Source organism: Cryobacterium sp. TMT1-66-1, assembly GCF_004403435.1.
GTDB classification, from domain to species: domain Bacteria; phylum Actinomycetota; class Actinomycetes; order Actinomycetales; family Microbacteriaceae; genus Cryobacterium; species Cryobacterium flavum.
This window is the reverse complement of record NZ_SOGP01000023.1, coordinates 24,065-50,200: the sequence shown is the minus strand read 5'-3', so window position 1 is coordinate 50,200 and position 26,136 is coordinate 24,065. Positions and strand designations below refer to the sequence as shown.

The 26,136-nt window shown below is 66.5% G+C and carries 23 protein-coding genes and 1 pseudogene; 11 read left to right on the top strand and 13 right to left on the bottom strand.

Annotation, left to right across the window (positions count from 1 at the left end):
- The first annotated feature begins 98 nt into the window (after window positions 1-98).
- A complete protein-coding gene (locus E3T29_RS20020) occupies window positions 99-2,018 on the top strand; it encodes a M12 family metallopeptidase (RefSeq protein WP_198417780.1) in 1,920 nt (639 codons plus the stop codon).
- Here the strand turns inward: E3T29_RS20020 and E3T29_RS16520 are convergent.
- Both E3T29_RS16520 and E3T29_RS16515 read right to left on the bottom strand, forming a co-directional pair.
- A complete protein-coding gene (locus E3T29_RS16520) occupies window positions 1,989-2,411 on the bottom strand; it encodes a YbaY family lipoprotein (protein ID WP_134346646.1) in 423 nt (140 codons plus the stop codon). The genes E3T29_RS20020 and E3T29_RS16520 overlap by 30 nt on opposite strands.
- A 25-nt stretch (window positions 2,412-2,436) precedes the next feature.
- Window positions 2,437-2,772, bottom strand: a complete 336-nt coding sequence (locus E3T29_RS16515) for a cupin domain-containing protein (RefSeq protein WP_241987866.1) — start codon at window positions 2,770-2,772, stop codon at window positions 2,437-2,439.
- A gap of 101 nt (window positions 2,773-2,873) precedes the next feature.
- On the opposite strand from E3T29_RS16515, the gene E3T29_RS19800 reads away from it, so the two are divergent.
- A complete protein-coding gene (locus E3T29_RS19800) occupies window positions 2,874-3,017 on the top strand; it encodes a hypothetical protein (RefSeq protein ID WP_166792444.1) in 144 nt (47 codons plus the stop codon).
- Window positions 3,018-3,050: 33 nt separating this feature from the next.
- On the opposite strand, the gene E3T29_RS16510 is transcribed toward E3T29_RS19800, so the two are convergent.
- Window positions 3,051-3,890 (bottom strand): Ku protein, encoded by an 840-nt coding sequence (locus E3T29_RS16510; protein WP_134346645.1) that lies wholly within the window; start codon window positions 3,888-3,890, stop codon window positions 3,051-3,053.
- Between the two features lie 71 nt (window positions 3,891-3,961).
- Here E3T29_RS16510 and E3T29_RS16505 point away from each other — a divergent pair, with 71 nt between their 5' ends.
- On the top strand, window positions 3,962-6,436 hold the full coding sequence (locus E3T29_RS16505; RefSeq protein WP_134346644.1) for an ATP-dependent DNA ligase: 2,475 nt from the start codon (window positions 3,962-3,964) through the stop codon (window positions 6,434-6,436).
- Here the strand turns inward: E3T29_RS16505 and E3T29_RS16500 are convergent.
- A complete protein-coding gene (locus E3T29_RS16500) occupies window positions 6,410-6,877 on the bottom strand; it encodes a VOC family protein (RefSeq protein WP_134346643.1) in 468 nt (155 codons plus the stop codon). The two genes, E3T29_RS16505 and E3T29_RS16500, sit on opposite strands and share 27 nt — an antisense overlap.
- A 144-nt stretch (window positions 6,878-7,021) precedes the next feature.
- On the opposite strand from E3T29_RS16500, the gene E3T29_RS16495 reads away from it, so the two are divergent.
- Both E3T29_RS16495 and E3T29_RS16490 read left to right on the top strand, forming a co-directional pair.
- Window positions 7,022-7,345, top strand: a complete 324-nt coding sequence (locus E3T29_RS16495) for a hypothetical protein (RefSeq protein WP_134346642.1) — start codon at window positions 7,022-7,024, stop codon at window positions 7,343-7,345.
- A gap of 9 nt (window positions 7,346-7,354) precedes the next feature.
- Complete coding sequence (locus tag E3T29_RS16490; protein ID WP_134346641.1) at window positions 7,355-8,356, top strand: glutathione S-transferase family protein; 1,002 nt, start codon at window positions 7,355-7,357, stop codon at window positions 8,354-8,356.
- Window positions 8,357-8,376: 20 nt separating this feature from the next.
- Here E3T29_RS16490 and E3T29_RS16485 read toward each other — a convergent pair.
- Window positions 8,377-8,613: pseudogene (locus E3T29_RS16485) on the bottom strand (ATP-dependent DNA ligase); the annotation flags it as partial.
- On the opposite strand from E3T29_RS16485, the gene E3T29_RS19795 reads away from it, so the two are divergent.
- The 4 genes from E3T29_RS19795 to E3T29_RS16470 all read left to right on the top strand — a co-directional run bounded on the left by E3T29_RS19795 (window position 8,527) and on the right by E3T29_RS16470 (window position 11,052).
- Window positions 8,527-8,790: a Pr6Pr family membrane protein gene (locus E3T29_RS19795; RefSeq protein WP_166792466.1), complete on the top strand. Its 264-nt coding sequence runs from the start codon at window positions 8,527-8,529 to the stop codon at window positions 8,788-8,790. The pseudogene E3T29_RS16485 and the gene E3T29_RS19795 overlap by 87 nt on opposite strands.
- A gap of 53 nt (window positions 8,791-8,843) precedes the next feature.
- Window positions 8,844-10,103, top strand: a complete 1,260-nt coding sequence (locus E3T29_RS16480) for an MFS transporter (protein WP_134346640.1) — start codon at window positions 8,844-8,846, stop codon at window positions 10,101-10,103.
- 30 nt (window positions 10,104-10,133) lie between these two features.
- Complete coding sequence (locus tag E3T29_RS16475; protein ID WP_134346639.1) at window positions 10,134-10,622, top strand: DUF427 domain-containing protein; 489 nt, start codon at window positions 10,134-10,136, stop codon at window positions 10,620-10,622.
- 112 nt (window positions 10,623-10,734) lie between these two features.
- Complete coding sequence (locus tag E3T29_RS16470) at window positions 10,735-11,052, top strand: DUF6457 domain-containing protein (protein ID WP_092339639.1); 318 nt, start codon at window positions 10,735-10,737, stop codon at window positions 11,050-11,052.
- 18 nt (window positions 11,053-11,070) lie between these two features.
- Here the strand turns inward: E3T29_RS16470 and E3T29_RS16465 are convergent, their stop codons facing one another.
- Window positions 11,071-13,368: an FdhF/YdeP family oxidoreductase gene (locus E3T29_RS16465; RefSeq protein ID WP_134346638.1), complete on the bottom strand. Its 2,298-nt coding sequence runs from the start codon at window positions 13,366-13,368 to the stop codon at window positions 11,071-11,073.
- Between the two features lie 154 nt (window positions 13,369-13,522).
- Between E3T29_RS16465 and E3T29_RS19790 the strand changes: the two genes are divergently transcribed.
- Window positions 13,523-13,687: a hypothetical protein gene (locus tag E3T29_RS19790; RefSeq protein ID WP_166784319.1), complete on the top strand. Its 165-nt coding sequence runs from the start codon at window positions 13,523-13,525 to the stop codon at window positions 13,685-13,687.
- A 38-nt stretch (window positions 13,688-13,725) separates the two neighbouring features.
- Window positions 13,726-14,181 carry a DoxX family membrane protein gene (locus E3T29_RS16460; RefSeq protein WP_134346637.1) on the top strand — a complete coding sequence of 152 codons (456 nt, stop codon included), beginning with the start codon at window positions 13,726-13,728 and terminating at the stop codon, window positions 14,179-14,181.
- Window positions 14,182-14,204: 23 nt separating this feature from the next.
- Here the strand turns inward: E3T29_RS16460 and E3T29_RS16455 are convergent, their stop codons facing one another.
- The 7 genes from E3T29_RS16455 to E3T29_RS16425 all read right to left on the bottom strand — a co-directional run bounded on the left by E3T29_RS16455 (window position 14,205) and on the right by E3T29_RS16425 (window position 26,106).
- Window positions 14,205-14,813, bottom strand: a complete 609-nt coding sequence (locus E3T29_RS16455; protein WP_134346636.1) for a hypothetical protein — start codon at window positions 14,811-14,813, stop codon at window positions 14,205-14,207.
- 151 nt (window positions 14,814-14,964) lie between these two features.
- Window positions 14,965-18,333: an ATP-binding protein gene (locus tag E3T29_RS20570; protein WP_134346635.1), complete on the bottom strand. Its 3,369-nt coding sequence runs from the start codon at window positions 18,331-18,333 to the stop codon at window positions 14,965-14,967.
- Window positions 18,330-19,037: a DUF4194 domain-containing protein gene (locus E3T29_RS16445; RefSeq protein ID WP_134346634.1), complete on the bottom strand. Its 708-nt coding sequence runs from the start codon at window positions 19,035-19,037 to the stop codon at window positions 18,330-18,332. The genes E3T29_RS20570 and E3T29_RS16445 overlap by 4 nt, the downstream gene beginning before the upstream one ends.
- Window positions 19,030-20,565: a DUF3375 family protein gene (locus E3T29_RS16440; protein ID WP_166792443.1), complete on the bottom strand. Its 1,536-nt coding sequence runs from the start codon at window positions 20,563-20,565 to the stop codon at window positions 19,030-19,032. Before E3T29_RS16440 ends, E3T29_RS16445 begins: the two co-directional genes overlap by 8 nt.
- Window positions 20,566-20,622: 57 nt before the next feature.
- The gene (locus E3T29_RS16435; protein ID WP_134346632.1) at window positions 20,623-22,731 is read right to left on the bottom strand and encodes a prolyl oligopeptidase family serine peptidase; all 2,109 of its coding nucleotides are present in this window, start codon (window positions 22,729-22,731) and stop codon (window positions 20,623-20,625) included.
- A gap of 138 nt (window positions 22,732-22,869) precedes the next feature.
- Window positions 22,870-25,113: a UvrD-helicase domain-containing protein gene (locus E3T29_RS16430; RefSeq protein ID WP_174776438.1), complete on the bottom strand. Its 2,244-nt coding sequence runs from the start codon at window positions 25,111-25,113 to the stop codon at window positions 22,870-22,872.
- Between the two features lie 519 nt (window positions 25,114-25,632).
- A complete protein-coding gene (locus E3T29_RS16425; protein ID WP_241987865.1) occupies window positions 25,633-26,106 on the bottom strand; it encodes a MarR family winged helix-turn-helix transcriptional regulator in 474 nt (157 codons plus the stop codon).
- Window positions 26,107-26,136 lie beyond the last annotated feature (30 nt).

Genomic DNA, 26,136 nt, shown 5'->3' with positions numbered 1-26,136 from the left:
CCAGTGGGCACTGGTACCACTTGCGGCGCAGCGCTCATTCCGGCACCGCCAATTCCGGCCCGTGCCAGGCGGGAACAGAGGACACAAGGAGCAGTTCCATGGCAGAAAACAATTCCGGCCCTGGCGGGGACCAGAAATTCGTCAGTGAGGGTGAATTTCAGGCGGGAGAGTCGGCCTCCGGTATCATCTCCGGCGTCACCTTCGGACCGACGGAAGTGGTCTACTACAAGGTCAACAACCTGGCGGTCTTCGAGGGTGACATCGTCCTGGGCACCGTCGCCGAACTGGAGCAGAGCAAGGATCAGGCGAACCAGGACGACGGTCGCGCCCGGGCCGTCATCATCACCGGCGCGCGGTTTCGCTGGCCGAACGCGCAGGTTCCGTTTCAGATCAACGCCGCCCTGCCCGACCAGCAGCGGGTGCGGGACGCGATCACGCACTGGGAGGCTCGCACGCCCATCCGTTTTCCGGAACGTACCCCGGCCAATGCCGCGCAATTTCCCAACTTCGTCGAGTTCAGCGATGCCAGCGGATGCTGGTCGATGCTCGGCATGCAGGGTAACGGCATGCAGACCATCAGTTTGGGTACCGGCTGCACGAGCGGCAATGCCATCCACGAGATCGGCCACGCGGTCGGTCTCTGGCATGAACAGAGCCGCGAAGACCGCAACACCTTCGTGACCATCAACGTGGCCAACATCTCACCAGGTATGGAGAGCCAGTTCGACCAGCACATCGTCGACGGTGATGACGTCGGCGGCTATGACTACGGCTCGATCATGCATTACCCGCGCACCGCGTTTTCAAAGAATGGGCTGGAGACCATCACCCCGATGCAGGCCGGAGCCCAGATCGGCCAGCGCACGGCCCTGTCGGCCGGTGACATCGCGGCGGTCAACTTCATGTACCCACAAACGCCCAGGGCGAGTTCGAGCCCGGTCGTGTCGTGGGGACCGAACCGGCTCGACGCCTTCGTGCTCGGCACCGATCGTGCGGTGTTCCACAAGTGGTTCAGCGGAGCCTGGGGGCCGTCGGTCACCGGCTACGAGAACATGGGCGGCATCGCCGAGAGTGTTCCGCAAGCCGTGGCGTGGGGCCCGAACCGGCTCGACCTGTTCGTCACCGGAACCGACAGCGCGCTGTACCACAAGTGGTGGAATGGCAGCGCGTGGGGCCCGTCGGTGACGGGTTACGAGAACATGGGCGGCGTCATCCTCGGTGACCCACGGGTGGTCTCCTGGGGTCCGAACCGGCTCGACGTGTTCGTCGTCGGAAGCGACCATGCGCTGTATCACAAGTGGTTCAACGGGGCGTGGGGTCCGTCGATGACCGGCTACGAGAACATGGGCGGCATCGTCGTCGGCCAGCCCGAAGTCGTCTCCTGGGGTCCGAACCGGCTGGACCTGTTCGTGATCGGCACCGACCGGGCGCTCTACCATAAGTGGTGGAACGGCTCAGCCTGGGGCCCGTCGCTCACCGGGTATGAAGGTCTCGGCGGAGTTTGCACCTCGGCGCCGCGGGTAGTCTCGTGGGGCCCGAACCGGCTCGACGTCTTCGTCACGGGCACGGATGGCGCGCTGTACCACAAGTGGTGGAATGGCAGCGCGTGGGGTCCGTCCGTAAACGACTTCGAGCGGCTCGGCGGCATTATCGTGGGCGAGCCCGAGGCCGTGTCCTGGGGCCCGAACCGGCTCGACCTGTTTGTGATCGGCACCGACAGTGCGCTGTACCACAAGTGGTTCGACGGCAAGGGGTGGGGGCCGTCGGTGCTCGGCTACGAGAACATGGGCGGCATCGCGACCTCACAGCCGCGCGTGGTGTCCTGGGCACCCGGGCGGCTCGACGCGTTCCTGACCGGAACCAACAGCGCGCTGTTCCACAAGTGGTTCAACGGAGCAGCGTGGGGTCCGTCGCTCACCGGCTACGAGAGTCTCGGCGGCGTGAGCACGTCGTTCGACGAGGCTGAGGCGCGTGCCGTTGCCGAGGGTTCAGACTCGCAGAACCGGGACACGAACTGAGGCGAGGCCGGGCAGAACCGGGTCAGGCAGCACCGGGTGGGACTGCGTTGAGACGAAGTCCCCCTCGGTGATGTCCGGCCGTTCGGTCACGTCCGGTTCCCGCCGCATCCGCGCGCTCACGTGCACCCGCACGTTCAGCCGCCGCACGGAGTCGAGCGCATCGGCGGGTACGGTCACGGCAAAGTTCACGTCGCGATCGGACAGTTCGCTGCGGGGCGGCGCGGGAATCTGAAAACGGGACCGGCCCACGATCGTGCTGGGGGCATCCGCTTTCGACACGTCTTCCACCAGCACCGTGACCGTGCACGGCGATTGCGGTCGTTGCTCGGGTGCGAACTCGACGACGCCGTGCAGGGTCACGCTCTCACCCCGGGCGCTTGCCGATTCGGTCATGCCGCACAGGATACCCGGAGCCGAGCTATTTGGCGGTGATGGCGAGAAAGGTGATGGGCAGCTCGAGCAGTTGCAGCGGGCCGTGCGGGCCCTCGCCGTCGAGCAGCAGCGAGTCGCCGGGCACCATGGTGTATTTGTAGGGGCCGTGGCCGTAGACCATTTTGCCGGTCAGCATGTAGAGAAACTCCGTGCCGGCGTGCTGGAACAGCGGAAAGATGTCCGAGGCGTCGGTGAGCGTGACGAGGGTGGGCTCGATGGCGTCCGTGCGCCCCTTGAGCGAGCCGCGCACGCGGTATTCGTGGCCGTGCTGGGTGCCGCTGCGCACGCTCAGGCTGCCCTCGCCGCTCTTGGCGTGCTGCACACGATGTTCCTGTACAAGGCCAAGGCGTACCCGTTCTGGTATCTCATTCCGGAGTGAGTCGCACGCATCCACTTTGCCACCGAGTTAGGAGGAAGAACACCATGGACACCGCCCAAGCCCACATCGACGTCGCGCCGCTGCCGAGCGCCCGCGAACTGAGACGACGCAGCAACGTGCTGGTTCAGCTCGTGCGCTTTCTGCAGCTCAACGTAAAGATGTACCTGCTCGCCAAGCGCCACCACTGAGGTTCGCCTCGCGCGAACCGTGAAGCTGCCCGATCAGGAGGCGGAACGGGCCCGCTTCGCCTTCTCCTGCGGCTTGGGCTTGGCCCGATCGCGGCTGGCCTCGACGCTGCGCCGCAGGGCCTCCATCAGGTCGAGTACCTCGCCGCCCTCGCCCTCATCCTCGGTTTCACCGAAGGTGACCTCGGTCGACACAGCGTCGCCGCTTTTCAGTTTGGCCTCGATCAGCGCCCGCAACTCGTCCTGGTAATCGTCGGTGAAGGCATCCGGTGCGAAGTCGGTCGCGAACGACTCGACCAGCGCGGCCGACATGTCCAGTTCCTTGGCGCTGATGTTCACCAGCTCGTCGAGGGACGCGAACTTGGCCTCGCGCACCTCGTCGTCCCACAGCAGGGATTGCAGCATGAGCACGTCGCCGTGCACACGCAGCGCTCCGAGCCGCGTCTTCTGACGCAGCGCGAAGTGCACAATGGCCGTTCGATCGGTGGCTTCAAGCGTGCGACGCAGCAGCACATAGGCCTTCGACGACTTGCCGTCGGGTTCGAGAAAGTAGCTCTTGTCGAGCATGATCGGGTCGATCTGGTCGCTCGGCACGAATTCGACCACGTCGATCTCCTTGCTGCGCTCGGAGGGGAGCGTGGCGAAATCGTCCGCGGTGAGCACCACGGTCTGCTCACCGTCGTCGAAAGCCTTGTCGATGTGGTCGTATGGAACGACCTTGGCGCAGATCTCGCACCGGCGTTGATAGCGGATGCGCCCCCCATCGGCATCGTGCACCTGGTGCAGCGACACGTCGTGGTCTTCAGTTGCGCTGTACACCTTGACGGGCACATTGACGAGCCCGAAGGTGATCGCACCGGTCCAGATGCTTCTCATACGACCAGTACACACCCGAATGAGACATTTTTCGCCTAGTAGACCCGCGGTTTCCGCGGCACAGTTGACGCATGAACGCCAGCAGCCAGGTGGTCTCCGTTGAGGGGCACCGAATTTCGCTCACCCACCTCGACAAGGTGCTGTACCCGGAGACCGGCACCACCAAGGCTGACGTGCTGGCGTACTATGCGGCCGTCGCCGACGTGCTCATTGGCCATGCGGCGAACCGCCCGGCCACGCGCAAACGCTGGGTGCACGGCGTCGGCACGAATGAGAGCCCCGGCCCGATGTTCTTCCAGAAGAATCTGGAACCCGGGGCGCCGAGCTGGGTGAAACGGCGTGAGATTCAGCACAAGGACCACGTGAACATCTACCCGCTGGTGAACGACCTCGCCACCCTCACCTGGCTCGGGCAGATGAGCGCCCTTGAAATCCACGTGCCGCAGTGGCAGTTCGGTCGCACCGGCACCCAGCGCAATCCTGACCGGCTCGTGCTCGACCTCGACCCGGGTGAGGGCATCGGACTCGCCGAATGCGCGGAGGTGGCGCGGCTGGCCCGCACGATTCTGCAGGATATGGGGCTGGAACCGATGCCCGTGACCAGCGGAAGCAAGGGCATCCACGTGTATGCGGCCCTCGACCTGTCGTACACCTCCGATCAGGTGTCGGCGGTGGCGCACGAACTGGCACGGGCCCTCGAAGCCGACCACCGCGACCTCGTCGTGAGCGATATGAAGAAGAGCCTGCGGCCCGGCAAGGTGCTGGTGGACTGGAGCCAGAACAACGCCGCGAAGACCACCATCACCCCGTATTCGCTGCGGGGGCGGAGCCACCCGATGGTCGCGACCCCGCGCACCTGGAAGGAGCTGGCCTCGGCCGACCTCGAGCAGCTCGACTACAAGCAGGTGCTCGCTCGTCTAAAACGGCGGGAGGATCCGCTCGCACTGCTGTCGGCCGGGTCGTTCGAGCACGCCGTGAACGCGAATGATTCGGCCTCCGCCCTGGTTACACCGGACCGCCTCACGGTGTACCGCGACAAGCGCGATGCGTCGAAGACCCCCGAGCCGGTGCCTGAGGCCCCGGCCCTGGCCTCCACTGGCCAATCTTTCGTCATTCAGGAACACCACGCCCGCAGCCTGCACTGGGATTTTCGGCTGGAACACGACGGCGTACTGGTGTCCTGGGCGTTGCCGCGTGGCATTCCGGTGTCGACCATCCAGAACCGGCTTGCGGTGCACGTGGAGGATCATCCGCTCGAATACGGCAGTTTCGAGGGGAATATTCCAGTCGGAGAATATGGCGCCGGCGATGTATCCATCTGGGACCGCGGCGACTACGAGCTCGAAAAATGGCGTGATGACGAGGTGATCGTGACCCTGCACGGTGAACCCGACGCCGGGCTCGGCGGCTCGGCCCGGTTTGCCCTGATTCGCACGAGCGACGGCCACGGCAGCAAACCAGCGAACAACTGGCTGATCCACCGCATGAAGCCACTCACCGGTGGCGCCGACTCCCGCACGAATGCCCGCCCGCACAGCGCATCGGCGGCGAGCCTCGCACCCGCACCGACGAAGCACGCCTACTCCCCCATGTTGGCCGCTGCCGGTTGCGAAACCGACCTCGGCGACGACGGCTGGGCCTTCGAAATGAAGTGGGACGGCATGCGTGCGCTCGCCTACGTGTCGCTGGCCGAGCAGACCGTGCGCCTGGTCACCCGCAACGGGCACGACGTGACGGCGTCCTATCCCGATCTCGTCGCGGACCTGCTCGCCGCACTGGCGACGAATCCAGAAACGGATGCCGCGGTGCTCGACGGCGAGATCGTGGCCGTCGACAAACGCGGCCGACCGGACTTCGGGCTGTTGCAGACCCGCATGAAACTCACCGAGGAACGGGAAGTGGCCGCTGCCTCGAAACGTGCCCCGGTGCAGTTCATGCTCTTCGACCTGCTCGAACAAAACGGCCGCTCCCTGACCGGGCTCACCTACAGCGCGCGCCGGGACCGACTGGAGAACGCGGTCACCGCGACCGGCTCCACGCAGGTGCCGCCACGGTTCGACGGTGATTTCTCCGAGGCGTTTCAGACCAGCCGCCAGCTCGGGCTCGAAGGCGTCATGGCCAAGCGGCTCGACGGCCGGTACACGGGCGGGCGCCGCTCCCACGACTGGGTGAAAATCAAACACTTTCGTACCCAGGAGGTCGTCGTGGGCGGCTGGCGGCCCGGCCGCGGCAACCGCACCGGCGCGATCGGGTCGCTGCTGCTCGGGGTGCCGACCGATGCGGGCCTCCGCTACGTCGGGCGCGTCGGCACGGGGTTTGGGGAACGCGACCTCACCGACATCCGTTCTCGACTGACCCGGCTGGTGCGAAAGACCACACCGTTCAGTGACATTCCCCCAACGGATGCCCAGAGCGCCGTCTGGGTGCGCCCCACCCTCGTCGCCGAGGTGGAGTTCGCCGAATGGACAGCGACCGGTCGGCTGCGCCAGCCCTCGTGGCGGGGCTGGCGCCCCGACAAGTCACCGGGTGACGTCGTCGCGGACTGACTTCGTGCCGCTCGAGGAGGCCGTATCCGCCGTGGCCCCCGCGATGTTCACCATCCAGCTGGTGCCGAACTTGTCGACCAGCATGCCGAAGATGTCACCCCACGGTGCCTTGCTGAGCGGCATGGTCGCGGTGCCGCCTTCGAGCAATTTCTCCCAGTACCCGGTCAGTTCGGCTTCGTCGTCGCCGCTGAGGGACACGGTGACGCTGCTGCTGGTGGGGAGTTCCATACTGCTGGGGGTGTCAGAAGCCATGAGCGAGAAACCGCTCGTAGTGGTCAGTTCCGAGTGCATGATCTTGTCCTTCTCGGCCAGATCGTCGCTCGCGTTGAATTCACCGAAGGTGCTGCGCGTAATCTCTCCGCCGAAGACACTCTGGTAGAAGTCCATGGCTTCGCGCGCGGTGTCGCGAAAACCGAGATACGGGCTGAGTCGACTGCTCATGGTGGTTCTCCTTATGTTGTCGGGGTGATGCTGTGATTATCGCCCGGATCAGTCGATCGCACGCAGCGCGGGGCACAGATTTTTCCGACAGCGTCGCCGTATTGCTCGGCGTGCTCACGGTGCGGAGGCGGGTACAGTGTGGGCATGAAGCTGATTGCCATCGACCCGCCCACCCGCAGTTTTTCGCGCTGGCTGACCGACGAAGAGATCGGACGGGTGATCGCCCACAAGCGAGGCTGGCGTCAGTCGCCCGACGGCAGCGTGCTGGCCGGAAAGATTCGCAAGAACCGCGTCGCGGCTTCGCTCGCGCAACTCGGTGCTGCCGCCGTCTCCCGCGGCTGGGCCAGCCGGCCACGGGTGGAACCGAGCGATAGCAGCGGCCCCACCCACATGATGTGGGGCATCATCGACGCGCGCACCGACGCGGAGATCACGGCCGAACTTACAGCGGAGCCCGGCAGCGCGTAGCGTGGACGCATGAGCCTCGACCCCAGTTACATCACGCCCGGCCTGGATTTCAACCGCGACACCAATTACATCGAAGACCGCATCACCCAGGACGGCCGGGACGGCTGGCCGGTCGAACCCGGCCGGTACCGCCTGGTCGCGGCCCGCGCCTGTCCCTGGGCGAACCGCACCACCATCGTGCGCCGCCTGCTCGGCCTTGAGGGTGTGATCTCGCTCGGTCTGCCCGGCCCCACGCACGACAAGAACAGCTGGACCTTCGACCTCGACCCCGGCGGCCTCGACCCGGTGCTCGGCATCGAACGCCTGCAGCAGGCCTTCTTCGCCCGCTTTCCCGACTATCCCCGCGGCATCACCGTGCCAGCGATCGTGGATGTGCCAAGCGGTAAGGTCGTCACCAACAACTACCCGCAGATCACCCTCGATTTCGAGACGCAGTGGACGCAGTACCACCGTCCCGGCGCCCCCGACCTCTACCCCGAGGTGCTGCGGGCCGAGATCGACGAGGTCGCCAACCTGATCTTTCACGACGTGAACAACGGCGTCTACAAGTGCGGTTTCGCCGGCAGCCAGAAGTCCTATGAGCGGGCTTACGACGCCCTGTTCGCGCGGCTCGACTGGCTCGAACAGCGCCTGGCCGGGCAGCGGTATCTCGTGGGCGACACGATCACCGAGGCGGACATCCGCTTGTTCACCACCCTGGCCCGGTTCGACTCGGTCTATCACGGGCATTTCAAGTGCAATCGCAACAAGCTCAGCGAGATGCCGGTGCTGTGGGCCTACGCCCGCGACCTGTTCCAGACCCCCGGGTTCGGCGACACCATCGACTTCGACCAGATCAAGAAACACTATTACGTGACCCACGTGGACATCAACCCGAGCGGCATCGTGCCTAAGGGACCGGATGCCGCAGCCTGGCTGGCCCCGCACGCTCGCGCCGGCCTCGGCGGGCACCCGTTCGGCACTGGCACCCCGCCGGAGCCACCCCTGGCGGCCGAGCGCATCGCGAACTGACCGCGGGCTCGGGCGGCGGGCTAGCCGGGCTTCCGGGCGCGGCTGGGCTGCACGCGCGGCGGCTCCCCCGGCATCTTCGGAAAGTCCGGCGGAAATGGCAGCTCGCCGAGTCCGTTGGACAGATCGCGTTCCCACCACGAATACAGGGTGTCGATGGTGCCGGGGTGCCCATGCATCGTCGCCCACGGGTCGCCCTGGCTCCGCAGTCGATCCGGAACCGTCAGAATCGTGAAGGCACGCGGGTCGGCGTCGTCTACAACACCCTGCTCGCGGACGCCGGGCTGAACTCCTTCAACCTGCAGTGGTCGAATGACATTCTGCACATCATCATTCCGATCTACGCCGTACTGGACTGGATCCTGTTGGCGGACCGCCCGAGGCTGCCGTGCTGTTCGGTGCCGGCGTGTACGCGCTCGGCGGCCTGCGCACCCTGACCCCGCGCAGCCGCGTACTCTGAACGAGTGCCCCCAGTCCTGACCACCCGCAGATGACGCCGGCGCACCCGGGCCGGGCGGCGTCATCCGCGAGCTGGAACGGGCACTCGCACGGCAGCTCCGACTACCGCAAACTGCTCGCCGGACTGTTCTTCGCCGGCATCGCCACGTTCGCCCAGCTCTACTCGCCCCAGGCTGTGCTCGCCCAGATCGCCGGCGACGTGGGGGTCAGCGCAGCGGATGCCGCCCTCGTCATCTCCGCATCGACACTCGGCCTGGCCATCGGCGTGATTCCCTGGTCGCTCGTAGCGGACCGGCTCGGCCGGGTGCGGGCCATGTCGATCGCGGTGATCGCCGCCACGGTGTTCGGGCTGCTGGTGCCGTTCGCGCCCACCTTCTCGCTGTTGCTCACCGGCCGTTTCGTCGAAGGGTTGATGCTCGGCGGGGTGCCGGCGATCGCGATCGCCTACCTGAGCGAGGAGATCGAACCAAGGCACGCCGCCCGTGCGGCGGGCACCTATGTGGCCGGCACCTCGATCGGTGGACTGCTCGGGCGTCTCGTGGCCGGGCCGGTCACCGAACTGACCAACTGGCGGGTCGGCGTTTTCACCGTCGGCGTGCTCTGCGCGGTGTCGGCCGTGCTGTTCATCAGTCTGATTCCGGCGCCTCGCGGTTTTGTGCCGCGCCGGGCACGCGAACGCGGCACGGATCTCAGCCTGGTCAGGCTACTCGGCGCCAACCTCAAGTCACCGCGCCTGCTCGCGCTCTATGCCCAGGGGTTTCTGCTGATGGGCGGGTTCGTTGCCCTCTACAACTACCTCGGTTTTCGCCTAGCCCACGACCCTTTCAACCTTCCGCAAGCCCTGATCAGTCTCGTCTTCGTGGCCTACCTCGCCGGAACCTGGTCGTCGGCCCAGGCCGGCATCCTGGCTGCCCGATTCGGACGCTGGTCGATTCTGCTCGGCTCGCTCGCCTGCATGACAGTGGGCGTGCTTCTAACCCTGTCGAGCGTGCTCGTGGTCGTTCTGCTCGGCCTCGTGCTGGCCACGGCCGGCTTCTTTGCCGCGCACGCCGTGGCCTCCGGGTGGACCGGCGCCGAGGCCACGGTCGGTCGCGCCCAGGCATCATCGCTGTACAACCTGTCCTACTACGCCGGATCGAGCCTGTTCGGCTGGCTGGGCGGCGTGTTCTTCGTACAGTGGGGCTGGGGCGGCACGGTCGGCATGGTCGCCGGTCTCGCGGTGCTGGCCGCCGCGCTGACCGTGGTCGCCCTGCGTCCCCGAAACCTGCGCCCGCACAGAACTGACAGCTGACTTCGCAGGTTACCGTTCTAGCATCGGCTCATGAATGAGCGAGTGAAACGCGATCCCCTCCGCCCGGGCCAGGAATCCGTCTGGGACTACCCGCGACCGCCGCGCGTCGAACACACCGGTGAGCACGTCACGATCGAACTCGACGGCGTGACGATCGCCGACACAACCGACGTGGTGCGGGTGCTGGAAACCAGCCATCCCCCGGTGTACTACCTGCCACGCACGGCGTTCGACCCTGGCCTGCTGCAACCCGCATCGGGCCACAGCTACTGCGAATACAAGGGCGTCGCTGGCTACCTCACCGTCGGTTCAAGCGCCCGGGCCGCCTGGTTCTATCCCACGCCGACCGCAGGCTTCGAAACGCTGGCGGACCGGGTGGCGATCTACCCGGGAGCCATGACGCGCTGCACCGTTGACGGTGAAACCGTCCGGGCGCAGGAGGGTGACTACTACGGCGGCTGGATCACGGCAAAAATCGCCGGACCGTTCAAGGGGGCCGCGGGCACGGTGGGTTGGTAACGCGCGGTCGGCACTATTTCGTTGCACAGAAATTCTCCGGCGAGGGTACCCTCAGATCAGCTAAGCATCCGATGCATCCGACACGTGAGACCCGACAACTCAAGGAGCTGCTGTGACGCATAACGCCGTAGACGAAAAGATCCTCCAGCAGTGGACCCGCCGGCTCAGCCAGGCCCTGCAGATTCTGGACCTGGAACTGGACAACCACCTCATTCTCAACGTCGCCGATGAGGCTGCTCACGCTGTCAGCCCCATGGCCGCCCCGATCACCACCTTCGTCGTCGGCTACGCCGCAGGCCTCGCCGCAGCCAACTCGACGATAGCCTCGCAGTTAGCGATCGCCCGGGCAGCGGAGATCGTGCTCGATGTCTGCCGGCAGCCCGCGGAGGAGAACCCCGACGAGGCCGGCTGGGTCAATACTGCTCAGTAACCATGGGCACACTAGCTTTCACGACTGGGCAGCAGGCTCCAATCGAATGATGACGGCCTTCGACACCGGCGTGTTACTACCGTCGGCAACGCTGTCGAGCGGCACCAGCACGTTCGCCTCCGGATAGTACGCGGCAGCGCAGCCGCGCGGCGTCGGGTAGGCGACCAGCCGGTAGCCGCGCAGCACCCGGTCGACGTTGTCGCTGAACTCGCTGTGCACGTCGACCAGGTCGCCGTCATTGAAGCCGAGATTGATCAGGTCTTTCTTGTTGATGAAGACCACGTGCCGACCCTTCTTGATGCCGCGGTAGCGATCGTCCAGGCCGTAGATGGTGGTGTTGAACTGGTCGTGGCTGCGCAGCGTCTGCAGCACGAGACGCCCGGGCGGCACCTCGAGGTGCTCCAGCGTGTTCGTGGTCAGCATGGCCTTGCCGGTGGGAGTGTTGAAGGTGCGGGAGTCGCGCGGGCCGTTCGGCAGCACGAAACCGCCCTCCTGACGGATGCGCTCGTTGTAGTTTTCGCAGCCGCCCACGACGTGCGAGATATGCTCGCGAATCAGGTCGTAGTCGGCCTCGAAACCGGCCCAGTCCACCGCCACCTTGTCGCTGAGTACCGCCCGGGCCAGGCGCGAGATGATCGCGACCTCGGAGAGCAGGTTCGTCGAGACCGGCTTGAGCTTGCCCCAGGACGGATGCACCGCGCAGACCGAATCTTCGACCGAGACGAACTGCTCCCCAGTGGCCTGCTCGTCAATCTCGGTGCGGCCCATGGTCGGCAAAATCAGAGCCTCCTCGCCGGTCACGGCGTGCGACCGGTTAAGCTTGGTGGAAATCTGCACGCTCATCTCCGTGCGCGCCATGGCGGCCTCGGCAATGCCGGTGTCGCTCATGGCTGCGACGAAATTGCCGCCAAGGCCCATCCACACCTTCATCTTTCCGTCCCGCATGGCGCGAACCCCGTCGACGGAGTCCACACCGTGCTTGCGCGGCGGATTGAAGCCGAACTCTTTTTCCAGTGCGTCGAGGAAGGCCGGCGGCATCTGCTCCCAGATGCCCATGGTGCGGTCGCCCTGCACGTTGCTGTGGCCGCGAATCGGCGAGGCGCCGGCGCCGGGCTTGCCGATGTTGCCACGCAACAGCAGCAGGTTGATGATCTCCTTGATGGTCACGACGCCCTTTTTCTGCTGGGTGAGCCCCATCGCCCAAGTGATGATCACCCGATCGGCGCTGATATACCGCTTCGCCAGTTCATCGATTTGGGCCGCGCGCAGGCCCGTCGCGGCCAGCACCATCCGCTCGTCCAGCTGGGCGAGATGCTCGCGCAATTCGGCCAGTCCGTGACAGTGTTCGTCGAGGAAGGCCTGGTCGAGCACGGTTCCGGGGCTGGCATCTTCGGCGTCGAGCACCCGTTTGGAGACGGCCTGCAGCAGCGCCATGTCACCGCCGATGCGGATCTGCAGAAACTGGTCGGCGATGTCGGTGCCGTGGCCGATGACTCCGCGCACTCGTTGTGGGTTCTTGTAGCGGCGCAGGCCGGCCTCGGGCAGCGGGTTGACCGCGACGATCTGGGCGCCGGCGTCCTTCGCCTCTTCGAGCGCGGTGAGCATGCGCGGGTGGTTGGTGCCGGGGTTCTGCCCCATGATGATGATCAGGTCAGACTTGGCGAAGTCGTCATAGCTGATCGTGCTCTTGCCGATACCGACGGTCTGACCCATGGCCCAGCCGGTGGACTCGTGACACATGTTGGAACAGTCGGGCAGATTGTTGGTGCCGTACGCGCGAGCGAACAGTTGGTAGGCGAACGCGGCCTCGTTGGAGGCGCGGCCGCTGGTATAGAACGCGGCCTGGTCGGGTGAGTCCAGGGCATTGAGCTTGGCGGAGATCACCCGAAAGGCTTCGGGCCAGCTGACCGGGCGGTAGTGGTCGCTGCCGGCCGGTTTGTAGACCGGTTCGACCAGCCGGCCCTGCATGCCGAGCCAGTATTCGCTCTTCTCACGCAGGTCGGCGAGCGAGTGCTCTGCCCAGAAGCTGGTCGGGATGGTGATCGGCGTCGCCTCCCAGGTGACCGCTTTGGCGCCGTTCTCGCAGAATTCGAAGGCCTTACGATGGTCGGGGTCTGGCCAAGCACAACTCATGCAGTCGAACCCGTCTTTCTGGTTCATCGACAGCAGCGCCCGCATGCCCCGCACAGCGCCCATCTGGGTGATCGCCGGCTCCATCGAGTGCAGCACGCCGGGTACACCGGCGGCCCAGGATTTGGAGTGTGTGACCTCGATGTCGTCGTCGGTGACGTCGTTGATAGGAGGTTCACTGCTCATGCTGCACCGCTCTCGATCTGTTCAGCCAGCCACGTGGTCGACGCTCGAACGATACACCGACCGGGGCGGGAGCATCCGTTCATCACGTGTGAATTCTCTGTATACCCCCAAGGGTATAGTGTAGAGACACCTCCCCCAACGAAAGGCACCCACCATGTGCAGAGCAGTCACCTGCAAGACCTGTCAGAAGACCACTTGGGCCGGCTGCGGCCAGCACGTCGACCAGGTTATGAAGGGCGTGCCCCGCAACCAGCGCTGCGAGGGACACGTGAAGGAGAAGTCCACCGGCGGCTTCTTCGCTCGCCTACTCGGCCGCTAGTTGGCGCGCCGCACCCCGGGGCACATAGACTCAGGTCGATGATTCTTCCTGAACCTCGTCCCGCCGCGGCTCACTCGCGCCGTTCACTGCCTCGACTCCTCGGCCGGCTGGCCCTCGGCACCTTCCTTCTGCTGGCTGGAATCAGTCACCTCACGTTCAATCGCGAGGCGTTTCAGGCGCAGGTTCCGACCTGGGTTCCGCTCGGCCCTGACCTCGTGGTCGTACTCTCCGGAATCGCCGAGATCACCCTCGGAATCGCGCTGCTTGTCCTGCACCGCTGGCGGGTGCCGGTGGGCTGGGTCGTGGCCGCGTTCTTCGTGGCGATCTTTCCCGGCAATATTTCCCAGTTCGTTACGGCTACCGACTCGTTCGGGCTCAATTCGGATCTGTCGCGGGGTATCCGGCTAATCTTTCAACCCCTGCTGGTGCTGTGGGCGCTCTGGGCTACCGGTGCGTGGCAGGCGTGGCGCACGTCCCGGGTCCGCCGCCACTGAGAACGGATGCGCGCCCCCGAGCGTCAGAGCGACGGATGGACCGGCCTCGACCGCAACCACATGCCCGAGGCCGGGTAAAACGGCAGCAGCACGTGCAGCAGCAGCCCGGACAGCGCGGTGAACGTCAGCGCACCAATCGCGCCGAAATTGGTGAACTGGGCATCGACGTTCACTCCCGCCAGAGTCGTCACGGTCCAGCCGAGCGCCCAGAGCGCGGCCACGCCGAGAGCCCACACCCAGCGTCGCCGGGCGCGCGGCGGCAGTGCTACAGCCTGCGCCGCGCCGAGCACGAGACCTGTGATCGCTCCCATCAGGGCGAGCTCGGCCAAGGTTGTTCGATAGTTCACGACGGTCGAGCCGAGCAGAAGCCCGAGGCCCATGCCGATCGCGGTGAGCGGTATCCAGATGAGGGGGTTGAGACGTCGCCGGCTGGTCAGCACCTGGCCGACACCGATGACCACACCACAGACTGCCCCGCCGATGAGGGCAGACACCGGGTTGCTGACCCGTCCGCCCACCGCCGTACCGGCCAGGCCGGCAATAGGGAAAGCCAGAACGCCGACCAGCCACAGCAGCCACGTGGAGAGAAACGTGGGGTTACGAAAACTGGGATTGCGATTCAGCTGTCGCATTCTCATCACGAATCTGCTCCAGTACTCGGGGCCTGTCGAAGGGCATACACGCACACATGTTACGCCCAAGCCGGTACGACCGAACAGGCCGGGTCAGCCCGCGGATCCGGTTCCGCAGAGCGCCTACTTGGCCGGGCTGCCCATATATGAATCAGGCAGCAGCCTCCGGCGACGCCAGCGGCGTGATGTAGGAATAGCCGGTGGCCGTGTTCTTGGTGATCGACAGCACCAACTGCATGTGCGGTTCCAGGGCGGTGACCTTGTCGAGCGGGGCTCCGATGATGAGCTGAAAGCCGAGGCCCTTCCACGCGGCCACGGCCCGGCCTGCGAATTCGGCGTCGGATTTGACAAATCCCTCGTCGAGGAACACCGGGGCGAAGCGCGGCCGGGTACGGCTCTCGTCGCCGAGCTGAAAGCGCAGGGCGGCGCCGACGACGAAGGCCACGAGTTCCTGCGACTCGCCGCCGCTCTTGCCGCCGAGCGACGAGTAGGTACTGACCCGGGCTCCCTCCGGTGTGACGCGCACGGCGGTGATCTCCACGTGCTGCCGAACGTCGAGCAGCAGGTCCCGCTGCGAAGGCGTCTCAGCGGTACCAGGGCGGATCAGGCTCATAAACTGCTGCAGCCGGGTGAATCGGTCTTCGGTCTCGTCATCGGTGAATTGCTCGGTCGCACCCGAGGAAAGCACCTTGAGCTCCTTGCGAAAGGCCGTCGCATCGTCCCGGTGCAGCCGCCGCAGCGCGATCTGCAACCGGTCACGGGTCGCACCGAACGGCAGGGTCGCGAGGATCTCGTTGATCGGCCGCAGCCGGTCTTCGATTTCTTCGATCGCGGTGTTGAAGGCGCCGGTGAGCGGCACGAGGTCCTGGCCGCTCCACGCCGACAGCCGCCGCTTCCATTCCTGACGACGCTCGGAGAGGCCGAGGGTGCGGATGGCGTCGAGGATGTCGGTGTAGCTCGTGACCGATTCGAGCGCGACACCGATATTCGGGTCGGGCCAGCGGGCCTGGTAGGTCGAGAAGATGCCGATCATGGTGGCCCGGTCACGGGCTGCGCGGTCACGATCCTGCGCCGACTGGTCGATCAACCGCTCGCGCAGGCGCTTCAGACCGCCAGGGAAACCGGCGAGGTCGTTCCGGTCGGTAACCAGCGCGAACTGTTCGTTCAGGTGTGCGGCGTGCTCCTCTGACAGGGTCAGGGCCTCGCCCCGTTCGATCTGCTCGAGTCGGTCGTTCACCGTGTCCTGCGCGTCGACGATGCTGCCCTGCTCCTCGCCCAGCACCGAACCGACCCCGTCGGTGGTGTGCTTGAGTTTCTGGGCAGCGTCGAGTTCGAGGGTGAGCCGGCCCTCTTCGTCGCTCAGGGCGCGCAGGATATCGCTGCCGGAGCGCATCCGCTCGTATTCGGACTTCTTATCGGCAATGCGCGCGGTGGCCGCAGCGACGTCGATCGACGACCAGTCCGTGTCGAGAATGTGCTGGTGAGCGGCCTGCTGTTCCCGCAGCTCACCCAGTTGCCCCGACACAGCGGATGCCCGCCCCGCGACAGCGTCGGCCGCCAGCCCCTGCGCGGCCAGCTCCACCGCAATGTCGTCCAGCCGAGCCCGGCTGGAAAACCCGATGATCGATTTCTGGCCGCTGTTCGCGCCATGGGCTCCGCGGGAACCGTTGCGGGTCTGCCCGCTCGGGGTCACCCGTGCACCCCCGCCACCCAGCTCGGACGGGTCGGCCACGCACAGAGCGTCGAGGTTCGACGAGCGAAGGCGCGCCTGAACCCAGCTGCTGAACGGGGAATCCTTCACGTCGAGCTTGCCCGACATGTACCGGGCGTCGCCGGCCACGGCCTCGTGCGGCTTCAGCGCCACCCCCTCAAAGTGGATGCGCAGCGGCAGCTGCAACGGGTCGATCGCCGCGCTCAGGTGCGCCAGCCGCGTCTCGTCAACGAGCAGCACGCGCACGACCGACGATAGGATCACCTCGGCGGCCTGCCGCCACGCTTCTTCACCGGCGGCGAGGTCGATGAGTTCGGCCACGAACGGCAACTCCTCGGCGCCAATGCCGGCAGCCTCGGCGATCAGCAGCCGAGCCTTATCTAGCGTCTGGGGCACGAGGCTTTCGCGCCCGGTCAAAAACGCCCGCTCCTGCTTGAGTGAGCGGATGCCCTCCTCCACCGGGTACGACTCGCGTTGTAGTGCCGAGCGGGTCGCCTCCAGGGCGGCCTCGGCGTCGGCGAAACCAGCGGCAAACCGGTCAGCGCCCTGCTGGGCGGCCGCGAAGCCGGCGGCGGAATCGATCGGCACGGCCAAAACCTTGACCCGGTCGTCGAAGCCGGCGCGCTCACGAGCCACGTCGTCGTGCTGGTTGCCGAGGTGCACGAGTTCGGTCTGCAGACGTTCGAGCACGTCGCCGCCGTTGTCGCGCTGCTGCTGTTGCAGCTCGGCTAAGCGGGTCTTGAGCGCGGTCTCCACGTCGCGGGCCTGAATCTGGGCGGCCTGGTTGTCACGGCGGGCGGCCCGGTTGGTATCGGCGGCGGCCTCGAGCAGGGTCTGCTCGGTGAGCAGCTGCCAGAGCACGAACGGGGTGTCCCCGGCGCGGTGCACGCCAAAGGTGTCGACCAGGTCGGCCTTGGCGGTGGCCGTTTCGTAGGCCTGGTGCAGGTCGGGCAGGCGTTCGAGCACCTGGGCTTTCTGGGCTTCGGTGACCATGGCGCCGTAGGAGCGTTCGAGGTCTTCGAAGTGGTCGACCGCTTTGTCGGCGGCGGCAAAGGTCGCCGGCTCTTCGAGCACCATCGACTTGTAGAGTCCGTCGACCGTTTTCACCTGCTGGCCGGCCTGGATGCGGGCGAGCAGGCGCAGTGCTTTGCCACCCTCGCCGTTCGCGCCGATTCCGAGCCGGGTGTACAGGGTCTGGGCGAACGCCGCGTAGGTGTCGAACACGTCGAGGCCCTCGAAGCGGGCCTTGAGCGCGCGCTTGTCGAACCGACTTTCGGCGCAGGAGGCGAGGTCGCGCAGGTCGAGGGATCCGTCTGTGGTGGCCATTTTCATGGTGACGTCGGCGAATTTGTGGGCGCCGCGCGGCACGAAGTAGGCCCGCAGCACGGTGAATCGGCGCTGGTTGTCGTCGATCAGGGTCAATGCAATGGCGCCCCAGGTGGCCTCGTGTGCGCCGCGCAGCACCTGGTCGGTGAGCTCCCCGGTGGTGGCTTCCCGGTTGGCGTCGGTCTTGCCGCGCAGGTAGGTCATCAGGTTGCGCTGGTCAACGCTGCGCGCGCGGCCGGAACCGGCGTCGTTCGAGGCACCGTTGAACGGGGTGTCCGAGGGCATCATCAGTGCCAGATAGGCGTCGAGCAGGCTGCTCTTTCCGGTTCCCGACGCACCGGAGACGAGCGTGGACTGCACCGCGAAATCTATCTCGTGATGGCCGTGAAAACCGCCCCAGTTCACCAGTTGCATCGATTCGGCCCGCCACTGGGTGGTGCCCTCGGTAGCACCGTCAAGGTAGAACAGCGGGGAATCGTTCATACGAGCAGCTCCTGGTGCGAGGCGGTGAGCGATGGGTCATCGTTGGTGGCGTCGCCGTTCTCTTCGCGCAACCAGTCGAGCAGTTCGCCGAGGCGTTCCACCGACAAAAGCACCTCGATCACCGCCGAAACGCGAAACCGGTCAGGGTCGCTGGTCTTCAGCAGCACCCGCGCCTTGGCGAGGCTGTCGACCGCGGCCGACGCCTTGCGGGCGTCGCCGGAGAGGTCGGTGGCGTAGTCCGGGCGAAAGTGCGCGACGTTCTCGACCAGGTTCTCCCGGTCGACGAGCACGATCTCCTGGCCGCCTGCCCGTTCGCTGCGAAACCGCTGGCGCAGCAGCACGAGCAGAATGGTCTCTTCGCGGGTGTACGCGACGTCGTGCAGCAGCGTGGGAAACCGTTCGCCGCCCTCGGCAACCGCCTGCCGCTTGTACGCGACCTCGTAGTGCAGGTCGACGTGCAGGTCCAGGAAAACGTCGTTGAGGCGCGACTTGAGCAGGCTCTGCGAGGCGAGCAGCGTCTGCCATTCGGCCGGCTGCAGGGCCGCCGAGATGTAGCGGTGCTTCAGCAGCAACACAAGGGTGCGGCGCTGCTCCACGCTGAGTCCGCCCTCATCGCCCTCGAACAGCGACAGGCTCCGCGGGTCGCTGTCGATCCCGGTGTTTTCCAGGTCGCGCGCCAGGTCATCCGACAATTCGTCATTCATGCTGGTATCCCAAATTCTGAGCGGCCAGGGCCGCCGTGTCGTCGTCGGTCAGAATACGGCGGGGCACGTCGAAGAGCCGCACCGAGCCATCCGGTCGCACCGTTTCGAAGCTTTCCAGGCCGGTCGAATCGGTTGTCTGGCTGAGCTGGGCGGCGAGCTGCAGCAGGCCGAGAATCTCCACCGGCCGGCGCAGACTCACGTCGAATCCGTTGAACAAGCCACCAACGGATGCCGCCTCCCCCGCACCGGAACCAGCGACGGAACCCGCGCCGAAGGCCGCCACGAGAGCGTCACGCAGTTCTTCGAGCAGCGGACCGCCCTGCTGGCGCAGGTCACCGAGGCTCGGGGCTGCGGGCGCCGCGGCGGACACGTCGATCAGTGCCGGCGGGGCCCGATGGGCGACCGGATCGTAGAACCGCTCCCGCAGATGTTCGACGTCGAGGGTGCCGGGCATGAGCTCGGCGGTGACGGTAGCGCGGGGACCTGCGGTCTGCATCCAGGTCGCGAGTTCACGGTTGATGTCCCGCAGCACTCGTTCGAGCTCGCGGTCTTTCACGACGTCGTGGTTGACGATGTGCTCGCGCAGGGTGGTGGTGAGTCCCTTGCGCTGGGTGAGCACGTCGTCGATGCCCTTGCGCAGCAGCGTCACCGTGCTCATGAAGCTGCGACGTTCGGCAGAACTCAGTTCCAGGGCGAACGGATGCAGCAGAATCGTTTCGAGGTCGGCTTTCAGCCCCTGCATGAGAGTGTCGTTGCGCAGCAGGGTGAAGGCGCCCTCGAAGGCCCGACCCTCCGCGGTTGACGACATGAGGGCATCCGTTTTGGCGAGGTAGTCGTCGAGGACCTCGCTGATCGGGCGTTCCTCGCCGCGAAAGTCGCTGACGATCTGCCGGTGCATGGCCGCGACGGATTCTTCAACCCGTTTGAAGTCGCTCGGCAGCTGCTGAATGAGGTCGATGAGGTCGGCGTAGCCCTCGTGCATCTGCTCGTTCGAGGCGGCTGCAATGTCGCCGCCTCCGGCCAGGCGATCGCGCTCGCTGGTCAGCTCGTCGATCTGCTGGTCGAGGCGGCGCACCCGCTGTTCACGATCGGGGTTGGCCTCCGTGGCCCGGTGGCGCACCGTGTCGACGATGGTGCTGAGTCGGGATTCGCTGATCAGCGCCCGATCCCGGGCGAGACCGTCAACGAGCAGCAGGGCTTCGAGGGCGTGGCTGGTGAGCGAGTAGTGCTCCTGGTTGCCGTCAGCAGTGTCGCGCACTTCGCGGTACAGCCAGAGGTCGTTCATCCACTGCACGCACAGGGCCCGGCCGGTTTTCTCTGGGGCGTCGATGCCGATGCTGCGGAGGTCGGCGAGGTAGGCATCCACCTGGGTGTGCAGCAGTTCGCACGGCACGCTGCGTCGGTCCCGGCTGAACGAGCTCTTGAACACGGCGAGCACGAACGGCGCCCACTTGCGGTCGAGCAGGCGCAGGGTGGGTTTGTCGAAGGCTTCGCGCACCCGCGCCAATTCGCTCGCAATATCACTCAATAGCTGGTTCCTCTCCAGCTCTCCACTTTAACCGAAACTCCCGGCCGGGTCGTACGCTCAGCCGAGCAGGCGCGGCCGCTTCCAGTTGGCGCCGTGCACGTGCTGGTCGAGAAACGCGAACACGGTCTCGTACCAGATCACCGCGTGCTGCGGCTTCAACACCCAGTGGTTCTCATCGGGAAAGAAGAGGAACTTGTGCTGGGTACTGCCGTCGGCAGTGGCGTGGTGCTCGGCCAGTTCCGACCACAGCCGCAGGCTCTCGCCGATCGGCACCCGGTAGTCGTGGTCGCCGTGAATGACGAGCATCGGCGTGACAATGTCGCGCACCGCCTGGTGCGGCGAGTTGTCGATCATGCCCTGCGCCGAGAAGATGCTCTGCCAGTACTCGGAGTTATCAGTCGTGCCGTTGAACTGGTCGAGCGACCACAGGCTCGCGTGGCTCACGATGGCGCGGAACCGGTCGGTGTGGCCGGCCACCCAGTTGGCCATGTAGCCGCCGAATGATCCGCCCATCGCCGCGGTCAGAGACTCATCGATCTCGGGGAGCGCTTCGGCGGCATCCGTAATCGCGAGCAGGTCGGTGTACGGCTTGGCGCCCCAGGAGTTCCAGCCACGCGCGATGAAATCCAGGCCATAGCCGGTCGAGAGCGCCGGGTCGGGCAGTAGCACCGCGTAGCCGCGAGCCACGGCGAGCAGCGGGCTCCACCGCCAGCTCCACGCGTTCCAGCTGTTCAGCGGGCCGCCGTGAATCCAGAGCAACAGCGGTGCCGGATGCTGTATCGAGGCTCCCGCAGGCAGCAGCAGCCACGCGCGCACTCGTGCTCCGTCCTCCGCCACGGTCTCCACCTCCGTGATCGTGCCCGGAACCACAGGCAGCGCGGCCGGGGTAGCGAGCGTGGTGATGACACCGGACCGGCTGATCCGCACCGGATGCGCCGGCGTGATCCACGAGGAACGCAACGCGACTATGGCGCCGGTCTGGGCGTCGACAGAGACGTTGGTATAGCTGAAGTCGTCGGTCGTGAGCTGTTCGGGCGTGCCGCCATCGAGCGGCACCCGAAAGATCGGTCCGCGGCCGTCGTGGTCGGCGGTGACGATGAGGGCCTGGCTCGAGTCGGCCGGCGAGTCTGCCGGCGAGTCGAAGACCAAGCTCGACGGCCAACGGTCCCACTCGGCGGCGAGGCGGCGCGGGTGGCCGCCGTCGAGGTCGGCGACCCAGATCTCCTGGTCGGCCGGGCCGTCCGGCGTACTGACGGCGGAACGTACGAAGGCGACCTGGCGGCCGTCGATGCTCACGGTTGGCGATTCGAAGTCGACCTTCGGCTCGTCGAACAGGGTGGTCTGGGCGCCGGTCGCGACGTCGATGGACACCAGAACGTACCGGCCGGAGCGCTGCTCGGCCACCCGCAGCGCCACGATGAGCGTGGATCCGTCGGGGGTCAGGGCCTGGCCGGCGGTGTCCATGGTGCGGCCGGGGGTGGGCGTGAGGTCTCGGGGACGTGGGAGGTCGGCGGGGTAGGGGGCGGGGGCATCCGCTTCGCTGTTGATTGTGGGGGCCGTAATCGTGTCGTGCAGGTCTGCGAGGTCGAGCGCGAGCAGGTGGGGTTCTGCGGGGCCGAGGTCGTGGTCCCAGAAGCGCACCGGATAGCTCTCGTGCAGAATGGCCGCGACCTTTTTCTCAGTTCGTTCCTTGCGGGCGGCGCTCTCAGCTTCGAGGTCGGCGGCGCTCGGTAGCAGGTCGGCCGCGATCACGAGGGACCGCGCGGCGGTCGCCACCGCGGCGATGCCGGAGACTCCCCCGGCGAGCCGGGTGATCGCGCGGGCCTCGCCGCCGGCGGCGGGGAGCAGCCAGAGCTGGGCGGCCTCGGCGTCCTTCTCTGCAGCGGCCGCGTCGGGCCGGCCGGAGACGAACAGTACATCACCGGCGGCCGTGAACGCCGCCTGCGATTCGCCCTTCGCCGACCGGGTCAGGCGGGTGGGAACACCACTGCCGTCGGCGGCCACCGACCAGAGTGCGCGCTCGTAGCTCGTCTGATCGCGGGTGAGGGTGGCGACGGTGAGTACGACGCGCTGGCCGTCGGGCGAGAGCGCGAGACCCTCAACGCGGGGCAGCGCGATGTAGTCGTCGAGGCTGGAAAAGGGTGTGGGCGTGGACTCCGATGTCATGGTTCAACGCTAGCCGACTGGGTAGGCGGCCCACGGCTCCCGCATTACCCATGGCTAATTCAGGAAATCCGTGCGGCCGGTGGCCCGGTCCCGCCCTGCTCCGCGGGCAAGACGCGCTACGCCCCACGGATTTCCTAATTAAGCCACGGAGGAAGTCTGTGTATCGCCCAGCGGCGCGTCCCCCACGAGGTACAGCCGCTGCGTGGCCCGGGTCATCGCTACGTAGAGTGCGCCGGCGCCACGCTCGGAGGCCGCGAGAATGGCCGTCGGGTCGACGACGATCACCGCGTCGAACTCCAGCCCCTTCGCGTCTCGCGGCGTGAGCAACGCAATCTCCCGGCTCAGGCCGAGTGCTCCGACGCCGAGCAGATCGCCGAATTCGGCGCGCAGGGTGGCTTCGAGCTCATCGAGCCCGGCGTCGACGACGATCACGGCGAGGGTGCCACCTGCGCCGAGCGCGCGGTCGCTGCGGACCGCCACCGCGGCATCCGCTACCGTTTCGACCGGCCACTCACTCGACCGCACCGTGCGCGACGGCGTGATCGACAGACCGTGTGAGAGCGCCACCGTTTCGGCCGCCGTGGCGATCTGGCTGGGGGTGCGGTAGTTCACGGTGAGCTCTTCGAGCCGCCAACGGTCCGCTTCGGGCGAGCCGTCGAGCACCGGCTGCAACGCTTCTTTCCAGGTAGCGGATGCCGCGGCGCTGGCCGCCTGCGCGATGTCACCCACGATCGTGAATGACCGGCGCGGACCACGCCGCAGCACCAGCCGCCACTGCATCGGCGACAATTCCTGGGCTTCGTCGATGACGACGTGGCCGTAGGTCCAGCTGCGATCCCGGGCGGCGCGCTCACTGGTCGTCGAGCGCTCATCGAGTTCACCGGCTCGGGCGGCGAGGTCTTTTGCGTTGACCAAGCCCTTCACCTGCATGTTCTCGATGGCCGTCTCGGCGTTCTCCACATCGCGCCCCCGTTGTTCCTTGAGCGCGCGCTTCTTGGCCTGGTCCACCGCGTTGTACTCACCGAGCAGTTCGGCGGCTTCGTCGAGCAGCGGAATGTCGGCGATCGTGAACTCGGCGTCGCGCGGGCGTGCCAGCAGCTTGCGCTGGGCGAAACGCCAGCGGGGGGTGAGTTCCTCCAGCCATTGCGGCCGCGCATAGAGATCCTGCAGCAGTTTCTGCGGGGTCAGCGGCAGCCAGGCGGTGTTCAGTGCGACCCGCACATCGTCGGCCAGGCGCAGGTCTTCGCGCAGCATCGGCAGGTCGGTGTCGTCCATCGACCGGCCCTGCTTCTGCAGCTGCTCGAGCCAGACCCGGGAGAGCGCGTTGATGGCGGTCTTCACGAACGTCACGCGGGCCTCGTTGTGAGTCTTATTGGTGCCGCGGGCACGCGCGATCGCGTGGGCCACGAGTTCGGGCTGCAGCACGATGCGATCGCCGTTCACGACCAGCACCTGCGGTGCGGCAGGGGTGCGTTGCCGGGAATGCACGGCCCGCGCGATGAGGTCGGCCATGAAGGTCTGGCCTTTGAGGGCCGCGACGGCGGGGGCATCCGTTTTGGTCGCTTCGATGCCGGGGAAAAGCTGGCCGACGGTGTTGAGCACGACGCCGGTCTCGCCGAGCGAGGGCAGCACGGCCTCGATGTACTGCAGGAACGACGGTGTCGGGCCGATGATGAGCACACCGCTGTCCCGCAGGCGATCCCGGTGCGTGTAAAGCAGGTAGGCGGCGCGGTGCAGTGCCACGGCGGTCTTGCCGGTGCCCGGGCCACCCTGCACGACCAGAACACCGGCCAGCTCAGAGCGGATGATGCGGTCCTGCTCCGCCTGAATGGTCGAGACGATGTCGGACATGTGCCCGGTGCGCTGCGCGGTGAGGGCGGCGAGCAGGGCGCCTTCGCCCTGGTGCGCGCTCGCCGAAGGGTCAGCGAGCAGGGCGGCATCGAGGATCTCGTCTTCGATGCGGATGATGCTGCGCCCCTTGGACAGCAGGTGGCGGCGAGCCCGGGCGCCGAGCGGTGTGGCGGCGGTGGCTTGGTAGAACGCGCTCGCCTGCGGCACCCGCCAGTCCAGCAGCAGCGGTTTGTGGTGTTCATCGCGCAGGCCGACCCGGCCGATGTAGCGGTAGACCGAGTCGCCGGAGTCGTCGGGCATGGTTTCGAGTCGGCCGAAAGCGAGCCGGTCGTCGACCTCGCGCAGTTGCACGATGCGGTCCTCGTAGAGGCGGGCAAAGGTGTCGCGTTCGCTGCGCGATTGGTGGTTGCCACCGACATCGAGGCGGCGCACCGCTTTCAGCTGGCCTTCGGCCTCTTTCGCCAGCGCGTCCAGCCGCGCATACAGGCCCTGGACATAGTTCTGTTCCCGAACAAGCTCCTGGTCGATCACGAACACCCCTTAAACCGAAGTCCCTAGTTTAGTCGCGGTCAGTGTGGGCCTTGCTGTGTATATCGAGCCGCTCGGCAAGGCCGGGACGGCCACGCTTCACACTTGCGCAAAAGGAAAGTCAGCTCGGGGGACGGGACCTCGTGCGGGTTGATTTCGGTTCCCGCACATATGCGTGCACGAGGCAGCCGTCATCTTCTTGTCACTGGCGCCACGCTCACCGCGACCCCAACCGGGTGTCGTTCGTTGCCGCACTCCGAATCGCCCGCCGCTCCGTGGCACAGGGCGTTTTTTCCCCTCCGTAACCTGACCACGCCACAGCGGTCTGGCGTCATGCGGTTCGCGCCCTTGTCCGGAAGCAGCCCAGGCAGTGAGCAGCGATGTGCGCCATCGCGACCCGGTAGGACAAGCGCGCCGTCATCCACCGCGGCGGAGTCCTCCTCCGGGCCATCACGATCTGGTTGAAGCCGTTAGGAGACACGCCCGTGGGGTGCCCCGCTTGCCAGGTGTCGTACGGCCGGGTTACCAGCGGCGGGCTGAGGAGGCGGAGATGATCGTGAGCAGCGCGTCACGCATCGCGTCCGCGTTCTCGAGCTCGGGAAAGAGGTCGGCCTCGAGCGTGCGGGACTGCTCCCAGACGGCGGTGCCGGCATCCGTTCTGACCACGGAGTGTCGCCGGGCGTCGTGCTCGTCCCGGGTGCGCACCACGTAGCCCTCGCGCTCGAGTCGTTCGAGGGTGCGGGACATGGTCTGCGTCTGCACGCGGGCGGCATGAGCGAGTTCGGTCTGGCTGAGCGGCCCCGAGCCGAGCAGGTGCAGTGCGACCATGCCGGCGTGGGTAAGTCCCAGCTGGTCCAGCGCCTCCACCCAGGCGTGTTCGACCAGCCGCGCGGCGGTCGAAAGCAGGCGTCCGGTCGGCCAGCAGGCCATGGACTCCTGCACTGGCGCCGGTTTCGGCTTCTGGTCCGCCGGGGGTTTCGGATCAGGTGTGGTCATGCCCCTAATCTAGTGCTAGCGTCAACTAAT

Excerpts from the sequence above, each read along its gene's own strand:
- E3T29_RS20020 (WP_198417780.1), top strand. The coding sequence starts at position 99 with ATGGCAGAAAACAATTCCGGCCCTGGCGGGGACCAGAAATTCGTCAGT.
- E3T29_RS16520 (WP_134346646.1), bottom strand. The coding sequence starts at position 2,411 with ATGACCGAATCGGCAAGCGCCCGGGGTGAGAGCGTGACCCTGCACGGC.
- E3T29_RS19800 (WP_166792444.1), top strand. The coding sequence starts at position 2,874 with ATGGACACCGCCCAAGCCCACATCGACGTCGCGCCGCTGCCGAGCGCC.
- E3T29_RS16510 (WP_134346645.1), bottom strand. The coding sequence starts at position 3,890 with ATGAGAAGCATCTGGACCGGTGCGATCACCTTCGGGCTCGTCAATGTG.
- E3T29_RS16505 (WP_134346644.1), top strand. The coding sequence starts at position 3,962 with ATGAACGCCAGCAGCCAGGTGGTCTCCGTTGAGGGGCACCGAATTTCG.
- E3T29_RS16500 (WP_134346643.1), bottom strand. The coding sequence starts at position 6,877 with ATGAGCAGTCGACTCAGCCCGTATCTCGGTTTTCGCGACACCGCGCGC.
- E3T29_RS16495 (WP_134346642.1), top strand. The coding sequence starts at position 7,022 with ATGAAGCTGATTGCCATCGACCCGCCCACCCGCAGTTTTTCGCGCTGG.
- E3T29_RS16490 (WP_134346641.1), top strand. The coding sequence starts at position 7,355 with ATGAGCCTCGACCCCAGTTACATCACGCCCGGCCTGGATTTCAACCGC.
- E3T29_RS19795 (WP_166792466.1), top strand. The coding sequence starts at position 8,527 with ATGCATCGTCGCCCACGGGTCGCCCTGGCTCCGCAGTCGATCCGGAAC.
- E3T29_RS16480 (WP_134346640.1), top strand. The coding sequence starts at position 8,844 with ATGACGCCGGCGCACCCGGGCCGGGCGGCGTCATCCGCGAGCTGGAAC.
- E3T29_RS16475 (WP_134346639.1), top strand. The coding sequence starts at position 10,134 with ATGAATGAGCGAGTGAAACGCGATCCCCTCCGCCCGGGCCAGGAATCC.
- E3T29_RS16465 (WP_134346638.1), bottom strand. The coding sequence starts at position 13,368 with ATGAGCAGTGAACCTCCTATCAACGACGTCACCGACGACGACATCGAG.
- E3T29_RS19790 (WP_166784319.1), top strand. The coding sequence starts at position 13,523 with ATGTGCAGAGCAGTCACCTGCAAGACCTGTCAGAAGACCACTTGGGCC.
- E3T29_RS16460 (WP_134346637.1), top strand. The coding sequence starts at position 13,726 with ATGATTCTTCCTGAACCTCGTCCCGCCGCGGCTCACTCGCGCCGTTCA.
- E3T29_RS16455 (WP_134346636.1), bottom strand. The coding sequence starts at position 14,813 with ATGCGACAGCTGAATCGCAATCCCAGTTTTCGTAACCCCACGTTTCTC.
- E3T29_RS20570 (WP_134346635.1), bottom strand. The coding sequence starts at position 18,333 with ATGAACGATTCCCCGCTGTTCTACCTTGACGGTGCTACCGAGGGCACC.
- E3T29_RS16445 (WP_134346634.1), bottom strand. The coding sequence starts at position 19,037 with ATGAATGACGAATTGTCGGATGACCTGGCGCGCGACCTGGAAAACACC.
- E3T29_RS16435 (WP_134346632.1), bottom strand. The coding sequence starts at position 22,731 with ATGACATCGGAGTCCACGCCCACACCCTTTTCCAGCCTCGACGACTAC.
- E3T29_RS16425 (WP_241987865.1), bottom strand. The coding sequence starts at position 26,106 with ATGACCACACCTGATCCGAAACCCCCGGCGGACCAGAAGCCGAAACCG.